At 62.0% G+C, this 16,090-nt stretch carries 15 protein-coding genes; 7 read left to right on the top strand and 8 right to left on the bottom strand.

Going from position 1 to position 16,090, the window contains the following annotated elements:
- The first annotated feature begins 1 nt into the window (after nucleotide 1).
- Genes OOJ09_RS13330 through OOJ09_RS13320 form a run of 3 tightly spaced genes read left to right on the top strand, consistent with a single transcriptional unit; the run spans nucleotide 2 to nucleotide 2,411 of the window.
- The gene (locus tag OOJ09_RS13330; protein WP_269905665.1) at nucleotides 2–820 is read left to right on the top strand and encodes an ABC transporter permease; all 819 of its coding nucleotides are present in this window, start codon (nucleotides 2–4) and stop codon (nucleotides 818–820) included.
- Nucleotides 821–822: 2 nt separating this feature from the next.
- A complete protein-coding gene (locus OOJ09_RS13325; RefSeq protein ID WP_269905969.1) occupies nucleotides 823–1,569 on the top strand; it encodes an aspartate/glutamate racemase family protein in 747 nt (248 codons plus the stop codon).
- 5 nt (nucleotides 1,570–1,574) lie between these two features.
- Entirely contained in the window at nucleotides 1,575–2,411 is an 837-nt protein-coding gene (locus OOJ09_RS13320; RefSeq protein WP_269905664.1) for a GNAT family N-acetyltransferase, read from the top strand.
- 44 nt (nucleotides 2,412–2,455) lie between these two features.
- Here the strand turns inward: OOJ09_RS13320 and OOJ09_RS13315 are convergent, their stop codons facing one another.
- Nucleotides 2,456–4,705 (bottom strand): GumC family protein, encoded by a 2,250-nt coding sequence (locus OOJ09_RS13315; RefSeq protein ID WP_269905663.1) that lies wholly within the window; start codon nucleotides 4,703–4,705, stop codon nucleotides 2,456–2,458.
- A gap of 258 nt (nucleotides 4,706–4,963) precedes the next feature.
- Between OOJ09_RS13315 and OOJ09_RS13310 the strand changes: the two genes are divergently transcribed.
- The 4 genes from OOJ09_RS13310 (at nucleotide 4,964) to OOJ09_RS13295 (ending at nucleotide 9,568) form a co-directional block, all read left to right on the top strand.
- On the top strand, nucleotides 4,964–5,527 hold the full coding sequence (locus OOJ09_RS13310) for a polysaccharide biosynthesis/export family protein (protein ID WP_258593017.1): 564 nt from the start codon (nucleotides 4,964–4,966) through the stop codon (nucleotides 5,525–5,527).
- An 11-nt stretch (nucleotides 5,528–5,538) separates the two neighbouring features.
- Nucleotides 5,539–6,669 (top strand): glycosyltransferase family 4 protein, encoded by a 1,131-nt coding sequence (locus OOJ09_RS13305; protein WP_269905662.1) that lies wholly within the window; start codon nucleotides 5,539–5,541, stop codon nucleotides 6,667–6,669.
- 98 nt (nucleotides 6,670–6,767) lie between these two features.
- Nucleotides 6,768–8,303: an undecaprenyl-phosphate glucose phosphotransferase gene (locus OOJ09_RS13300; RefSeq protein ID WP_269905661.1), complete on the top strand. Its 1,536-nt coding sequence runs from the start codon at nucleotides 6,768–6,770 to the stop codon at nucleotides 8,301–8,303.
- Nucleotides 8,300–9,568: an O-antigen ligase family protein gene (locus OOJ09_RS13295; protein WP_269905660.1), complete on the top strand. Its 1,269-nt coding sequence runs from the start codon at nucleotides 8,300–8,302 to the stop codon at nucleotides 9,566–9,568. The genes OOJ09_RS13300 and OOJ09_RS13295 overlap by 4 nt, the downstream gene beginning before the upstream one ends.
- 105 nt (nucleotides 9,569–9,673) lie before the next feature.
- Here the strand turns inward: OOJ09_RS13295 and OOJ09_RS13290 are convergent, their stop codons facing one another.
- The 7 genes from OOJ09_RS13290 to OOJ09_RS13265 all read right to left on the bottom strand — a co-directional run.
- Nucleotides 9,674–10,786 carry a tyrosine-type recombinase/integrase gene (locus OOJ09_RS13290; RefSeq protein WP_269905659.1) on the bottom strand — a complete coding sequence of 371 codons (1,113 nt, stop codon included), beginning with the start codon at nucleotides 10,784–10,786 and terminating at the stop codon, nucleotides 9,674–9,676.
- Complete coding sequence (locus tag OOJ09_RS32050) at nucleotides 10,669–10,971, bottom strand: helix-turn-helix domain-containing protein (protein ID WP_420107513.1); 303 nt, start codon at nucleotides 10,969–10,971, stop codon at nucleotides 10,669–10,671. Before OOJ09_RS32050 ends, OOJ09_RS13290 begins: the two co-directional genes overlap by 118 nt.
- Nucleotides 10,972–11,478: 507 nt before the next feature.
- Entirely contained in the window at nucleotides 11,479–13,233 is a 1,755-nt protein-coding gene (arsA, locus tag OOJ09_RS13285; RefSeq protein ID WP_269905658.1) for an arsenical pump-driving ATPase, read from the bottom strand.
- 188 nt (nucleotides 13,234–13,421) lie between these two features.
- Nucleotides 13,422–14,306: a DMT family transporter gene (locus OOJ09_RS13280; protein ID WP_269905657.1), complete on the bottom strand. Its 885-nt coding sequence runs from the start codon at nucleotides 14,304–14,306 to the stop codon at nucleotides 13,422–13,424.
- Between the two features lie 149 nt (nucleotides 14,307–14,455).
- Nucleotides 14,456–15,157: an arsenical resistance protein ArsH gene (arsH, locus tag OOJ09_RS13275; RefSeq protein WP_333474468.1), complete on the bottom strand. Its 702-nt coding sequence runs from the start codon at nucleotides 15,155–15,157 to the stop codon at nucleotides 14,456–14,458.
- Between the two features lie 19 nt (nucleotides 15,158–15,176).
- Nucleotides 15,177–15,599 carry an arsenate reductase (glutaredoxin) gene (arsC, locus tag OOJ09_RS13270; RefSeq protein WP_269905656.1) on the bottom strand — a complete coding sequence of 141 codons (423 nt, stop codon included), beginning with the start codon at nucleotides 15,597–15,599 and terminating at the stop codon, nucleotides 15,177–15,179.
- Nucleotides 15,596–16,090: aquaporin (locus tag OOJ09_RS13265; RefSeq protein ID WP_269905655.1), on the bottom strand; the 495-nt coding region annotated here is incomplete at its 5' end. The genes arsC and OOJ09_RS13265, both read right to left, overlap by 4 nt.

Genomic DNA, 16,090 nt, shown 5'->3' with positions numbered 1-16,090 from the left:
CATGAGCCACGAAAAACGCAGCTTCGAATTCTACGTGCTGGCAGTGTTCTTCACGCTCTTCGTGCTGTTCCTCTATGGCCCGCTGTCGGCGATCCTGATCCTGTCCTTCCAGGGGCCCGAGGGCGGACTGACGTTTCCGCTCAATGGTGTGTCGCTGCACTGGTTCGCCAATCTGTTCGAACGCCAGGCGGTCGGCGATTTCGGCGGCAGCTTCAGGCGCTCGCTGGTGCTGGGCGTCATGGTGATGATCGTCACCGTCGTGGTGTCGCTGCTCGCGGGTCTTGCCTTCCGCCGGAATTTCCGAGGCGCCACGGCCCTGTTCTACCTCGCCGTCGCCAGCCTCGTCGTGCCTTCGATCATCATTTCACTGGGCATCGGCGTCGTCTTCCAGCAGATCGGCTTTCGCCCGGCCTGGTACACATCGGCCTTGGGCGCGCATCTGACCTGGACGCTGCCCTTCGGCGTGCTGATCATGTTCGCCGTCTTCAACCGCTTCTCGCCTGCCTATGAGGAAGCCGCGCGCGATCTGGGCGCCACCTCCTGGCAGACCTTCGTCCACGTCGTGCTGCCGATGATCGCGCCGAGCCTGATCGGCGTCGGCCTGTTCGGCTTCACCTTGTCCTACGATGAATTCGCCCGCACGCTGATGACGTCGGGCACCTTCAACACGCTGCCGCTGGAAATCTACGGCATGACGACCAATGTGACGACGCCGGTGCTCTATGCGCTGGGCACGGTGACGACCGTGTTTTCCTTCCTGGTGATCCTGGCAACGCTGGGCGCCATCCTCCATGTCGGCCGCCGCCGGGCGAGAGCTTGATCGTGCGGATACTGGTGGTGAATCCCAACACGACGGCCAGCATGACCGAGACCATCGCGGCCGCGGCGCGCGCGGCGGCTGGCGCCTGGACCGAGGTCGTCGCCGTGACCTCATCGATGGGGCCGGCCTCGATCGAAGGCTATTATGACGAGGCGCTCGCCGTGCCTGGCCTGCTGATGGAGATCGCCGCCGGTGAGCGGCGCGGCGCGCAGGCGGCCATCATCGCCTGCTTCGACGACACCGGCCTCGACGCGGCGCGCGCCATGGCCGCGATTCCCGTCATTGGAATCTGCGAGGCGGCCCTCGGCATGGCGTCCTTCATCGCCCAGCGATTCAGCGTCGTCACCACCACCGACCGCTCGCGCGTGCCGGTGGAGGCGCTGGTGCAGCGCTACGGCATGGCGGGACGGGCGCGCGTGCGCGTCGCCGACATTCCGGTACTTGCGCTTGACGATCCGGCATCGGGCGCGGTCGGAAAGCTGCGCGACGAAATCGCCCGCGCCGTCGACGAGGACCGCGCCGAGGCCATCGTGCTCGGCTGCGCCGGCATGGCCGATCTCGCGCACCGGCTGCAGGCGGAATTCGAACTGCCGGTCATCGACGGCGTCGGCGCGGCGCTGAAGCAGGCCGAGGCGCTGATCGCACTCGGCCTGTCGACATCGAAGCGCGGCGCCTATGCGAGCCCGCTGGCCAAGCCCTATCGTGGTGTGCTGAAATCCTTCTCACCCGGAGCAGTCGCAGCGGAGTGAGCGCAATGAAGCCAACCATCCGCACGCTGTCGCTGCAGGAGTTGACGGTCCTGATCGACTGGGCAGCGGCGGAAGGCTGGAACCCTGGTCTCGAGGACGCGGCGATGTTCCAGGCCGCGGACCCCGAAGGCTTCATCGGTGCCTTCGTCGGCAACGAAATGGTCGCGGCGATCTCGGCGGTGGCCTATGGCCGCGAATTCGGCTTCATCGGCCTCTACATCTGCCGGCCGGACAAGCGCGGCAAAGGCTTCGGCAAGGCGGTCTGGAACGCTGGCATGAAAAGACTTGCCGGTCGCACCGTCGGCCTCGACGGCGTGGCAGAGCAGCAGGCCAATTACCGGCGCAAGGGCTTCAGTCCGGCCTATGAAACAATCCGCTACAGCGGCCGCAAGGCGGGCCCGCCGGTCAGGGCGGACGGACTCAGGACGGTGAAGACCGAGCTCGTACCCGACATCATCGCCTATGATGCCCATTGCTTCCCCGCCCCTCGGCGCGCCTTCCTGCGGCGATGGCTGCAGCCGCCCCACCACGCGCTGGCGGTGATCTCATCTCTTGGAACGACGGGCTATGCCGTGGCGCGCTCCTGTCGCAATGGCTTTAAGATCGGCCCGCTGTTTGCCGACGATATCGGAGTCGCGCTGCACCTGCTGGAGGGGCTGGCGGGTGCGTGCGAGGGCGGCGACTTTCACATCGACGTTCCGGCCGCCAATGTGGACTTCATCGCCGCGCTCGATGCGGCAGGCTTCTCACCGACCTTCACCACCACCCGCATGTACAAGGGTCCGCCCCCGAAGCTCGGCCCGCACCGGATATTCGGCGTGACGACCCTGGAGCTGGGATAGAACCGGACCTCCGAACAGGCCCCCACAAGCGCTCTACGGCTCTTTCACGCGGCGGAGCGCCGTCCCGGCACCGGATTGCCGGGCGGCTCGTGGCCGAGCGGCGTCACCAGTGTCAGGTCGGGATAGCCGCTTTCGATCAGCTTGACCGCGGCCTGTGCCACTTCGTCGTCCGGTTCCAGCATCGAGAGAAAGACCTCGGTGGCATCGCCGGCCAGACGGCCGATACCCTGCGCATCGGCCGGTCCGCATTCGACAACGACAAGGTCATAGGCGGTGGTCAGCGACTGCATGATGATCGGAAGCCGATCGGCCGCGCGCATGGCGCGGACCGGATCGGCGGTGCCGACGGGGATGACGTGGCAGTCCGAGTAGAGATCGGCGTGGATGACGTCGCTGAACTGCGCTTCCGAAGCGAGCAGATTGGTGATGCCGGGGAAAAGACCACTGTCCAGCATCGGCCGCGAGGCAGCCCCCGACGCCGTCAGGTCCAGCAACAAGACGCGCAGGCCGGCGTCCGAGACCTCGCGCGCCACCAGGACCGCCGATGCGGCTGCCTCATCGCCCTCCGGAGAGACGAATATGGCGCGCGCGGCCCCGCTTGCGATCAGCTTCTCAGCCGCCTTTTCGATGTCGATCTCACCCAGGCTGGAACGTGCCGGTTCGATCTCGTCGGCGATACGCTCGGCTGGCACCGCCTCGGGCACCGCAACCATGCCAGGGGCCTCGGCCATATCGGACGCGACGGTCTCGGGCATTGCAGTTGTATAGGGCAGCGGGGCCTTGTCGGGCTCGACCACCGCTTCAGCCGGATATTCCCCCATCTCCTGGAGGGTAGCGGGTTCCTGGCGGACAACCGGCATCGCGACCTCATCGATCGGCTCGAAGCCGGCACCCGCCGCCGGCCGCATCGCGCGGCCTGAAAACAGCTCCTGCAGAAGCGTCGCAATGGCCATGATCAGCAGCGATGCGACGAAAGCGGCGCTGACGATCGGCAGGACCTTCGGGAAATAGGGCTCGGACGGTACCGAGGCCTTTGAGGAGATGCGGGCGTCGACGGGCAGATACTTGCGATCCTGGCGAGAAGCCGCTTCGCGGTAATTGGTCAGATAAAGCTCGAGTTGCTGGCGCTTGGCAGCGGCGTCGCGCTGCAGTGCGTCGAGATCGACCTGCTGTTCGCCGGCGCGCGCCGAAGCCGCCTTCAGCGTATTGACATCGGCGACAAGCTGGCTCTCGCGCGCCTTGGCCGTATCGGCCTGCGCCAGCAGGCCCTTTATGATCTTCTCGGCTTCGCCGCGGATCTGTGCATCGAGATCGGCCAGTTGCGACTTCAGCGCGCGAATGCGCGGATGATTGCCAAGCAGGGTCGTGGACAGATCGGCGATATTGGAGCGCAATTCGACCTGTCGCTCACGCAGACGCTGGATCAGGTCCGATGACAGGACTTCCGGCACCGTATCCAGCGAACCGCCATTCCGCAGCACCTTGCGCACATTGTCCGCTGTCGCTTCCGCCGAGGCACGATTGCCACGCACTTTCGACAGTTCGCTCGACAGCTCCGCAAGCTGCTGCGTGGCCAGCACCGAGTTGTTGCCGCCCATCAGAAGATCGGACTGGGCGCGGTAGGTCGCGACCTTGGCCTCGGCAGCCTTGACCTGCTGCTGCAGGTCGGCGATCTCCGGCGCCAGAAAATCAGCGGCCGCGGCATTGGATTCGAGCTTGGCTGTCCCTTGGCCAGCGATATAGGCAGCGGCAATGGCGTCAGGGACCGCCGCTGCGAGCATCGGATCCTGCGAGGAAAACTCGATGGCGATAATGCGGGTCTTTTCAACGCCATAGACGTTGAGCTTCTCGCGCATCTTCTTCAGCACGCGCTCGTCGACCGGTATGTCCATCGGGTCGCTTTTCAACCCGACCAGAACCAGCAGGCGACTCAACGATGACATGCCGGCTGCTTCGTCGAATTCGGGCAGTTTCGCCAGATCGAGCTTCTGCGCCACCTGCTTGAGGATGTCATTTGAGGAAATTATCTGGACCTGGGTGGCGATGCCCGATTCATCGAGGATTGGCTTGTCGGTGTCGTTGTTGCCGGCCGGCCGCGTATAGACCGATTCACGTGGAATGATCTCCACTTGTGCCTGGGCCTTGTAGTGCCGGGTTGCCGTCGAGGCGAACGCGAAAGCCGCGCCGGTCACCACCAGCGTGACGACGAGGATGCGCAGCCAGTTCCTCGCCAGACTGGCGAAGAGCTGCCTGAGATCGACGTCGACATCTGCGGCCGCGGACTGAACGGACATGCATCCCTACTCCGGTACTGGGTCAGGATGCACCGTAAACAACTATGGTAACTCAGCCGTTAAGATCACGGTAAGCTGTCGTTAGGGTTTACTGGAAGGCAACAAACAAAACCGCCAAAGACCGCGAAAACTCTTGCCGACGCTCGCCGTATCCGCCACCTCCTTTACCGGCCATTAACCCTAACAGGATGATAACGAAACTCGATCCCCGAGCTTGCTGCGACGCTGCAGCGACCAGTCGAAGGTACGTGTCCGGTCATGAAAAGCACTGCTTCCCTCTTTCGCGCGCTGCTTGCCGTATCGATGCTTGCCGGCTGCTCCAGCTACCGGCCGACGCCGGCAGCCTTCCACGAGGTGCTCAATCAGCCCTACCGCCTCGGCGCCGGCGACCGCGTCCGCGTCACCGTGTTCGAGCAGGACGGGCTGACCAATACCTACAGTGTCGACCAATCCGGCTATCTCTCCTTCCCGCTTGTCGGCGCCGTACCGGCACGCGGCCACACCGCACAGCAGATGGAAAAGGAAATCGCCGACAAGCTGCGACAAGGCTATCTGCGCGATCCCGACGTCTCGGTCGAGATCGACCGCTACCGGCCGATCTTCGTCATGGGCGAAGTGGGCGCTGCCGGTCAATATTCCTACGTCCCCGGCCTGACGGTGCAGAAGGCGATCGCCATTGCCGGCGGCTTCACACCGCGCGCCAACCAGGAAAGCGTCGACATCACCCGCGACATTAACGGCAAGGTGATGACCGGCCGCGTGGTCACTTCCGACCCGCTGCTGCCCGGAGATACCGTCTACGTCCGCGAACGTCTCTTCTGACGAACCACCACGTGGCGGACAAACTCCGGATCGTCCATTGCTTTCGCTCACCCGTCGGAGGAATTTTCCGACATGTGCGCGACCTGACCGAGGCACAGGTTGCCGCCGGGCATTCGGTCGGCATCGTCTGCGATTCGACGACGGGTGGAGAATTCGAGGAGCGCCTGTTCGAGCAGATGAACGATATGCTGGCGCTCGGCATCCATCGCACGCCGATGCAACGCCATGTCGGCCCGGGCGACGCGGCGTCGGCCTGGCGCACCTACAGGATCATCAAGGAATTGCGGCCGGACGTGCTGCACGGGCACGGCGCCAAGGGTGGCGCCTATGCCCGTCTGTTCGGCTCATTGTTGCGGGTATCAAGGTCTCGCGTAGCCCGCCTTTATTCGCCGCATGGTGGCTCCCTCCACTATGACGAGAACACGACCACCGGAAAGCTGTTCTTCGCGCTCGAGCGGTTCATGGCCCGCTTCACCGACTGCCTGCTGTTTGTTTCCGACTACGAAAGGCGAACCTATCGCCGCAAGGTCGGCGAACCGCCGATCCCGAACACCTTGGTCTACAACGGCCTGCGTGCCGCCGAGTTCGAACCGGTGATCACCGGGGCCGATGGTGCCGATCTGCTCTATATCGGCATGATGCGCGACCTGAAGGGACCCGACATCTTCATCGATGCGCTGGCCGCGGCCGGCCCCCAGCTCGGCCGCGCGCTTACCGCGGTCATGGTGGGCGACGGTGACGACCTGCCGCGTTACCATGGTCAAGTGAAGCGCCTCGGGCTCGATGGCAATGTCCGTTTCCTGCCGCCGATGCCGGCCAGGGAAGCCTTCGCGCTGGCGGCGCTCGTGGTCGTTCCGTCGCGCGCAGAAGCCATGCCCTACATCGTCCTCGAGGCGCTAGCCGCGGGAAAACCGATGATCGCCACGGCCGTCGGCGGCATACCAGAGATTTTCGGCGCTGGCTCCCCTGCCCTGATCCGGCCCGACCCGATCGAGCTTGCGGCCAGGATGAGCCAGGCGCTGGCCGACCCCGCCGCCTATCGCAACCTGATGCCCGATGAGGCCAGCCTCAAGGCACGCTTCGGCGCCGATGTGATGGCCGCCGAGATAGAGAAGGCCTATTTCGCCGCGCTCAACAAGTAGGCCGCAACCCCCCAAGCCATTCCAAAGCCACCTGTTGTTTCAAGGGTTTCTTAGCTCTCTTTTGCTATTCACCGAAGGGAAGCTTGCGGAAAAGCCCCATGAACGAGATCGACCCCGCGCACCGCTTTTCAGCAGAGGCGGTGCGTAAATTCGACGCCCCGACCGACGGCGATGCGCCCGGCGGCATGAACGACGTCGCCCGCCAGGTCGCGTCACAGTACAGGCGCGATACGATGTCGCCGATCATGGTCAGCGGCGTCCTGCGCATGGTCGAATTCGGGCTGCTGTTCCTGTCCGGGCTCAGCGTCTATTTCTACTATGTCGGGTTCTTCAACTATCTCGCCTGGCAGTACCCGCTGGCGATTGCCGCCACGTCTTTCCTTGCCGTGGTGCTGCTCGACGTCACCGACTGCTACCAGGTTGTTGCCTTGATGCGGCCGATCGCCAATTTTGGCCGCGTCCTGCTGGTCTGGGCCGGCACCTTCGCCCTGATGGCGTTGACTGCCTTCGCCACGAAGATGTCGGAAGATTATTCGCGCCTGCTGTTCGGGACCTGGTTCGTCGTCGGTTTCATCCTCATCTTCGGCCTCAGGCTGGTGATGTCGAAGCTGATCCGGCGCTGGGCGCGCGACGGCCGCATGGAGCGGCGCGCTGTCATCGTCGGCGGCGGCAAGACAGCGGAAATCCTGATCCGCTCCGTCGAAAAGCAGCCCTACAACGACATTCGTATCTGCGGCATCTTCGATGATCGCGGCGACAAGCGCTCGCCGCCCATCGTCGCCGGCTATCCCAAGCTCGGCACCATTTCCGAACTGATCGAATTCGCCCGCATCGCCCGCATCGACATGCTGATCGTGTCGCTGCCGCTGACGGCCGAATCGCGCGTGCTGCAGCTGTTGAAGAAGCTGTGGGTGCTGCCGGTCGATATCCGCCTGTCGGCACATTCAAATGCGCTGCAATTTCGTCCGCGCGCCTATTCCTATATCGGCTCGGTGCCGATGCTCGACATCTTCGACAAGCCGATCAACGACTGGGATTCGGTCGCCAAGCGTGCCTTCGACATCGTCTTCAGCCTCATCGGCATCGTCGTGTTCTCGCCGGTGATGCTGGCGACCGCCATTGCCATCAAGCTCGACAGCAAGGGACCCGTGCTGTTTCACCAGAAGCGGCACGGCTTCAACAACGAGATCATCGAGGTCTACAAATTCCGCTCGATGTACACGGACCGGTCGGACCCGACCGCCAAGCAGACGGTGACCAGGAACGATCCGCGCGTCACCCGCGTCGGCCGCTTCATCCGCAAGACCTCGATCGACGAACTGCCGCAATTCTTCAACTCGCTGCTCGGCTCGCTGTCGCTTGTCGGTCCGCGCCCGCACGCCATCGCCGCGCAGTCGCACAATCTCCTCTACAACGAAGTGGTCGACGGCTATTTCGCGCGCCACAAGGTCAAGCCCGGCGTCACCGGCTGGGCGCAGATCAATGGCTGGCGCGGCGAGATGGACACCAACGAGAAGATCCGCATGCGAACCGAGTACGACCTCTATTACATCGAGAACTGGTCGCTGCTGTTCGACTTGCGGATCCTGCTCCTGACGCCGATCCGGTTGCTGAACACGGAAAACGCCTATTGAGCGCGATTTCCCACGAGCTGCCACTGGGCGCGGTCAACGCCAAGCTGATCTCGCTGATCTCATCGGCGGCGGTTTTCCTCGGCATATTCCTGTCCGGCTTCGTCATCAGCGAACCGGCGCCTTATGAACTCTACATGGCGGGGCTGATCGCCATCTGGGCGCTCTTCGGCCTGAGGATTTCGCGTGCGGCACTGCCGCTGCTGGTGCTGCTGGTGACGATGAACATCGGCGGCATGATCGCCATGACGCAAATGTCGGACCTCGCCAACACCCCGCTCTATCTCTCCGTTTCGCTGTTTCTCGCCTTCACCGCCGTGTTCTTCGCCTCGGTGACGGCGGCGCAACCCAGCCTCTACCGGCTGATCTTCTTCGCCTATGTCGTGTCGGCGGTGATCACCTCGCTGCTCGGCATTGCCGGCTATTTCCATGCCTTCCCGGGCGCGGAGATGTTCACCAAATACGACCGCGCCGCCGGCGCCTTCCAGGACCCGAACGTCTTCGGCCCATTCCTCGTGCTGCCTGGCATCTATCTGCTCTACCTGCTGCTGACCGGACCGATCCCGCGCATGCCGCTGCTGGCGGTGCCGCTGCTGATCATCACCGCCGGCATCTTCTTCTCCTTCTCGCGCGGCGCCTGGGGCATGTTCGCCGTCTCGGCCATCCTGCTCACCGGCTGCCTGTTCCTGCAGAGCGCCAGCGGCATGCTCCGGCTGCGCGTGGTGGTGATGACGATCGCGGCACTGGCGCTGCTCGTCATCGCCATGATCGTCATCTTGCAACTGCCCGGCGTGGCGGAGATGTTTTCCAACCGCGCCCATCTCGAACAGAGCTACGACACGGCGCGACTCGGCCGCTTCGCCCGCTACGCGATCGGCTTCCAGATGGCGCTCGAGCACCCGTTCGGTATCGGCCCGCTGGTCTTCGGCACGATCTTCGGCGAAGACACCCACGACATCTGGCTGAAGATGCTGATGGACTATGGCTGGCTCGGTTTCGTGTCGTTCCTGACGCTCGTCGCCTGGACGATAGCAGCCGGTTTCCGCATCCTGCTGCGCGACCGGCCGTGGCAACCCTATCTCCTGTGCGCCTACGTCGCCTTCATCGGCAATATCGGGCTCGGCACCTTCATCGACATCGATCACTGGCGCCATGTCTACCTGCTGCTCGGGCTGATCTGGGGCGCAATCGCGCTGGAATACCGGCATCAGCGGCTGCTGCGGCCGGCATTGCCGGGTTCGCCCGCACCCGCAATCGCAGCAAGATAAAAGTCGCCGAATTCGGTTGACCCGAGCGGGGTTATCACGATACATCGCGACCGGTCCGGAGTGTAGCGCAGCCCGGTAGCGCACTTGACTGGGGGGCAAGGTTGCTCAGGCTGATTTCTTCTTATCTTTCAGTTCGCTAGTGACTTTCTTTCCTCGTCCGGTGTGACTTCCGGTGTGGTTTGCTGCCTCCATGGCAATGCGCATATCTTCGATCATCGCATGGGCGTATTTCGCCGTGGTGGTGATGTCTTCGTGGCCCAGCATCCTCTGCACGATCTTCATGTTGCCGGTGCGCAGGGTTCTCGTCGCCGCTGTATGGCGCGTGTCGTGGAACCGGAAGTTCTCCACGCCTGATTTATCTCTGTAGCGTCGCCAGGCTGTCTTGAAGCCTTCCATCGTGATTGGGTAGCGGGTTCCCTTGACGAGCTTGAGACGTTTGTTTGTTCTTCGGGCAACGTAGGTGAAGACCGACGTCGGATTGTGGTCCTTCAGAGCCCACAAGAGGGCATGCACCGCGTCTGTCATCGGCAGGACCCTCGTCTTATCGCCCTTGCCAGTGACGGTGATCATCCTGCCAAAGAAGTCAACACGGGACCACGTGAGGTCGACGATCTCCATGCGACGGCAACCGGTTAGGAGGGCAAACCGAACAGCGGGTGCATAGTCGTCGCGCATCGCATTCAGCAGGCGCTTCTCTTCGTCTTGGCTGGCTTCACGAACGCGTTCCTTCGGCTCTTTGAGCATATGCCTGCTCCAGTCAATATCACCGACCGGGACCTTCCAGGTCTTCTTCGCTCGGGTCATGATGCCGCGGAGCGGAACTGTAGCGGTGCGATTGACAGTGGCGTTGCTGACGCCGTCGCTGCGCCTCTGCGATACCATTGCAGCCACCAAGGAGTCCGAGATCCGGTCCAGCGTGACATGCTTGCCAAAATGATCGAGGAGCCACCCGAGAAAGCGGTAGTAGTTATCGGCATTGGCCAGGTGCTGCCCCACCTCCAGCCAATAGCGGGAAGCAGCTATCTCAAGTGTCATTGGTCCTTCGGCAGTGAAGCTTGCAGCCGCCTTCAGCTTGCTCCGCGCTTCCTGCCGCTTTTGCTCTAGGATGCGTTCCGCCTGGCGCTTGTTGCTCGTGCCCGTGGGACCGGAAAATCGACGACCGAGAAATTGGAAATCATAGGTGTATTCTGGTTTGCCGTGCTTTCGGTATACCGGCATGCCTTTTGGCTCCGCTTTGCAATGAACTCGGCAAGGTCGTCTTGTCTATAGCGACGGGTGGGCCTCTTGCCTTCAAGACCAATGTTCACCCAGCGCACAGCGCCTTCGTTCGTCAGCTCGAGCAAGTGCTTCGGAGTGACAGCGAGAAATTCAGCAGCTTGGGTGGGGGTGAGCAACCTCAACATCTTTGAGGTTATAGCAATAAGTCGATGGGCTATTTTCACGAATTGTTACAGCCATCAATCAGGCCGATTTGAAGCATTCTTGCTCAAGTTCTGGTCTACTCTGCGGTGTTGCCAGAGAGGATTGAACTCTGGGTTACATAAATAAAATCAATAACTTATAAGACATTTTGTAACATTGTGACGTCCGTCAAAATGACCCATGTAACGAGCGATCCGCGTTCCCTGAACGGAGCGGCCGCATCGTTCGATACGGAATTGACGGCCTGTTGCGGCGGATCGCGAGGAAGCGCAATCTGGGGCAGAATGGCGCGTAAGCAACACAGGTCCCGCGCCAGCTGACCTCGCCCATCAGGGAGGCTGGAATGGTATCCACTTGCTGGCGACTACCGTCAGTTCGTCTCGCGGTTCGATGCATCTCGATCAGCACAGCATCTCTTTTCTTGCGGCGCTTTGAACTGCGTTCGACATCGTCGGCGTTGCTGGCGAATCTTCGCCCGCGTTGTGTTGCTAGCTCGCAAGGTTCTTGAGTTCGCCCAGCCCAACCGGCGGCGTGGTGCGAAATCCAAGCAGATATACCCGCTTCGCGTAGGCCGCCAGGACACGATCAATCTGCGCTCTTTCTCCCTTCAGCCTTGAGCGCAAGAGGGGATCGTGGGTGCCAGATGCGATCATGCTCTTGTTGATAATCCAGCCATAGGGCTCGATGCCTGCGCGGCGGAGATCGTCTTGCAACGCGCCTGCCTCGGAGACCGGCGTAGTTTCAGGAAGGGTCACGAGGATGATGCGGGTGTAGTTTGCGTCCTGCAAGCGCATCAACGGAGTAACCGCGCGCCCGGGCGCGGCGGGATCCAGATGACGTGTCATTTGCCGGTGGTAGGCGCCGGTGGCATCCAGAAGCAGAAGCGTGTGACCAGTAGGGGCTGTGTCGATCACGACAAAGGCGCTGCGCGCTTCCGCGACGACCCGCGAGAATGCATGGAAGACCGCGACCTCTTCGGTGCATGGTGAAGCGAGATCCTCTCGCAGCAACGCCTTGCCTTCGTCATCGAGATCCCGCCCGCGAGACGACATGATCTTCTCGATATAGCGTCTCGTCTCTGCGATCGGGTCGATGCGATCAACAGTAAGCCCAGGCATCGCTCCTTCCACGACCAACTGCACATGAGCAGCCGGATCGGTGGTCGTGAGATGCACCGCATGGCCACGTTCTGCAAGTCCGACCGCGATTGCCGCGGCGACAGTTGTCTTGCCGACGCCACCTTTGCCCATGACCATGATGAGGCCCTTCTCGCCGTGTGCGATTTCCTCCACAAGGTGCGAGAGGCGAGGAAGATCGATAGGTGCAGCTTCCGCAGCATCGATTACAGCTGGCGCCGCCGCTGGCGACAAAAGCGCGCGAAGCGCTGGCAATCCAATCATATCGAATCCGAGCAGCGGAAACTCATCCCGGGGCAGCTTCGCCAGCGAAGCAGGCATCGCGGCGAGAGCGTTTTCCTGCTCCTGTTCGAGTGCCGAGGCAACTGCGTCGGACTTGTCTTGCGCGCGAAACATGCCGTTGATGGCAAGCGACTGGTTGGAGAGTCCAAGCGCATCGAGCTCACTCGACGTCCGGGCGGCCTCGCGGATCGCGCCCTGATCGGGGCGTGTCACCAGCACTATCGAAGTGCGGGCGGGATCGCCGAGGCAGTGCAAAGCCTCCTGAAAACGTTGCTCCTGCATTTTCAGGCCCGAGTGTGGCCCAAGGCATGAGGCTCCTCGATCGTTGTCATGCAGAAAACCTGTCCACGCCTTCGGCAGGCTGAGTAGCCGTAGGGTGTGGCCAGTTGGGGCAGTGTCGAAAATGACGTGGTCGAAACCGGGCGCATCGCCTGCCAGCAAGCCAACGAATTCATCGAACGCCGCGATTTCTGTCGTGCAGGCACCGGAGAGCTGTTCCCGGATCGTCGAGCGCTCCGTATCAGTGGCATCGGGATCCAACTGATCGAGCACGCGTGTGCGGTATTGCGTTGCCGCGGCCTCCGGATCAATGTTCAACGCCAGAAGCCCTTGGACGTCTGGGACCAGTCTAGGGGTATCCGACAACTCGACATTGAGCATTTCGTCGAGATTGGACGCTGGATCGGTGCTGACTAGCAGCACGCGCAGACCCCGATCTGCCAAGGCAAGCGCACTCGCACAGCTCAGCGCAGTCTTGCCCACTCCACCCTTCCCGGTGAAAAACAGATATCGAGTAGGATGCTCTAGTGCGCTGAACTGGGTCATGGGGGTCCATAGTTGCTGGTCGTCTTGGGATTGAGCTTACAGCAAGTCGAGCAGATGGACTTGATCGAGGGCAACCCGGCGAGGAACGGCGGCCTTTCTAGACTGCTGCTTTCGCGGTGGGTTGGACAATTTCTTCATGGATTGCCCCGGCATTCAGTTAGTGACACACGGTCCAGCCACGACGGCCATCATCCAGGAGGCAACGGCTCGGCAGACACTGCGTCATCCACAGTCGGTGTAAAAACGACAAGTATGAGACCCATGAGGATGATCGCGCCTCCAGTTATGACCAGCGGGGTGATCGCCTCGCCAAGGAGCACATGTGCCGTCAGCACGCCGAAGAGCGGCATCAGGAGGATGAACGGGGCGATTTCATCAATGCGATGTCGGCGAAGCAGGCCATACCAGATCGAATACGCGGCGACGAAACCTCCAACCGCCAAGACAGCAACTGCGCACCATTGAGACACGGTCGCTTGGACCATGGCTGCCTGCTGCCCACGTTCCAGAATAAGCGACATGATCAGCAGTTGTGGCGCGGCAATTGCCGCCATCATTCCCATCAGGCGTGCGCCGGGATCTCGGGATTTGGTGCGAATGATGGCTTGGGCAACACCCCAGCAGAGCGTGCCAAGCACAATCAACAACAGGCCACTGGATTCACCAACGGAGTTCGGCAGCCCAACGATCAGCGTGACCCCCGCCAAGGCGACCACAACACCCACCAGGCGGCGAGCGTTTGTCTGCTCCTGACCGACAAGCCAAGCTGCGAGAACCGCGAACGGAACCTGGGATTGAACAGCGAGTATCGCCATGGTGGCAGGGACATGGGCGATGCCGCTGAAAATAAGCGCGCTTTGCAAGCTGGCGCCAAGTGTCGCTGCCGCGATCACGGCCCACAGCGATGTTTGCCGCAGCTGCCACGGCCGATACAGAGCCAGTGCCGTCACCGCGTAGACAAGGCTCATGAGAAACAATGGCGGAAAGCGTTCCATAGCCGGCTTCGCCACGGTGTAGGCGATTGCCCACAGCACCGGAGGCATCGTCGCGATGAGAACGTCACGCCGTCTCATTGATCGATCTCGCCGCTGGCGTGTTGATGCGAAATCCAGATGCCACCCGAATTCCCCTACAGATCGTCATAGACGGAGGTGCGTCTCAGGGCGCCGATAGTCGACCTACAACGATGCTGCCGCCGTCCCGTTTGCGCCAACCAGCCGGCTCAAATCGACCGCTGGTTCACCCGCTTGGCAACCTCCTCCGCGCTTTCGATGCGCTCGGAGTAACGGCTCGTGAGATAGGCCGATCGATCACGCAGGAGCAAGGTGAATTTCATCAGCTCCTCCATCACATCGACGATCCGGTTGTAGTAGGGCGACGGTTTCATGCGGCCGGCCTCGTCGAACTCATTAAAGGCTTTTGCCACCGACGACTGGTTCGGGATGGTGACCATGCGCATCCAGCGGCCGAGGATGCGCAGCTGGTTGACGGCGTTGAAACTCTGCGAGCCGCCGGAAACCTGCATGACGGCAAGCGTCCGGCCCTGGGTGGGCCGCACGCCGCCCAATGAGAGTGGCAGCCAATCAATCTGCGCCTTCATGATGGCGGTCATGGCGCCATGCCGCTCGGGAGAACACCAAACTTGGGCTTCCGACCAGATCGAGAGATCCCGCAATTCCTTCACTTTGGTGTGTTCGACCGACGTTGAATCCGGCAGCGGCAGGCCCGAAGGATTGTAGATGCGAACCTCGGCGCCCAAGCGACGCAAAATACGGGCCGCCTCTTCGGTAGCGAGCCTCGAATAGGATCGTTCGCGCAGCGACCCGTAGAGCATCAGCACGCGAGGCTTGTGGATTGAGCGAGGCGCGTCCAGCAGCGCCTGCAGGTCAATCGGCTGGAACTGTTCCTCGTCCAGGTTCGGCAAAGCTTCTTCGGGCACGTGATCAGGCTACGCGCTTGCCTTGCGAGTCTATGACCACCTCGCCATCCTCCTTGGTGAACGCGCCGATCTGCGGGTTGGGCAGGATGTCCAGCACCTTTTCCGACGGCCGCGCCAGGACGACGCCGAGCGGGCTGACGACGATCGGCCGGTTGATCAGGATCGGATGCGCCAGCATGAAATCCAGAATTTCATCGTCAGTCCATTTCGGATCACCGAGATTGAGTTCGGCGTAGGGCGTGCCCTTCTCGCGGAGCAGTTGGCGCGGCGTCATCCCCATCGCCGCGATAAGCTCGACGAGCCGTTCCCGCGATGGCGGATTCTTCAGATATTCGATCACCTCCGGCTCCTCGCCGGATTGCCTGATGATGGCCAGCGTGTTGCGCGACGTGCCGCAGTCTGGGTTATGGTAGATAGTGATGGTCATTCTGCTGCTTTCATCTGTCTGATTGGTTTCGCCTCGGTGAGCAGCCACGCAGCCAAACCCATGGCAAGCAGCGCGCCTAAAAGTTCGGCGACAATGAACCCCGCCAAGTCGACAGGGCGGATTCCGGCGAAGGTGTTGGACAGTGCCCGCGCAATGGCGACAGCCGGATTGGCGAAGGAGGTCGATGCCGTGAACCAGTAGGCGGCGGTAATGTAGAGCCCGACCAGCCACGGGATTGAGTCCGGGCGAGCCCGCAGGCCGGCAAGAATGGTGAAGACCAGGCCAAAGGTCGCGACAATTTCGGCGATCCATTGGCCGTTTCCAGTCCGCGCGGTTTCAGACAACTGCAACACCGGCAGCTCGAACATAGCGTGTGCCAGCAACGTGCCGACGATGCCGCCTGCGACCTGGGCCAGGACGTAGGCCGCGGCCGTATTGGTCTCGATCTCCCGCTTCAAGGCAAAGACCAGCGTTACCGCCGGATTGAAGTG

The organism is Mesorhizobium qingshengii (assembly GCF_027563465.1).
GTDB lineage: Bacteria > Pseudomonadota > Alphaproteobacteria > Rhizobiales > Rhizobiaceae > Mesorhizobium > Mesorhizobium qingshengii_A.
This window is presented reverse-complemented; position numbering and strand designations above follow the sequence as displayed.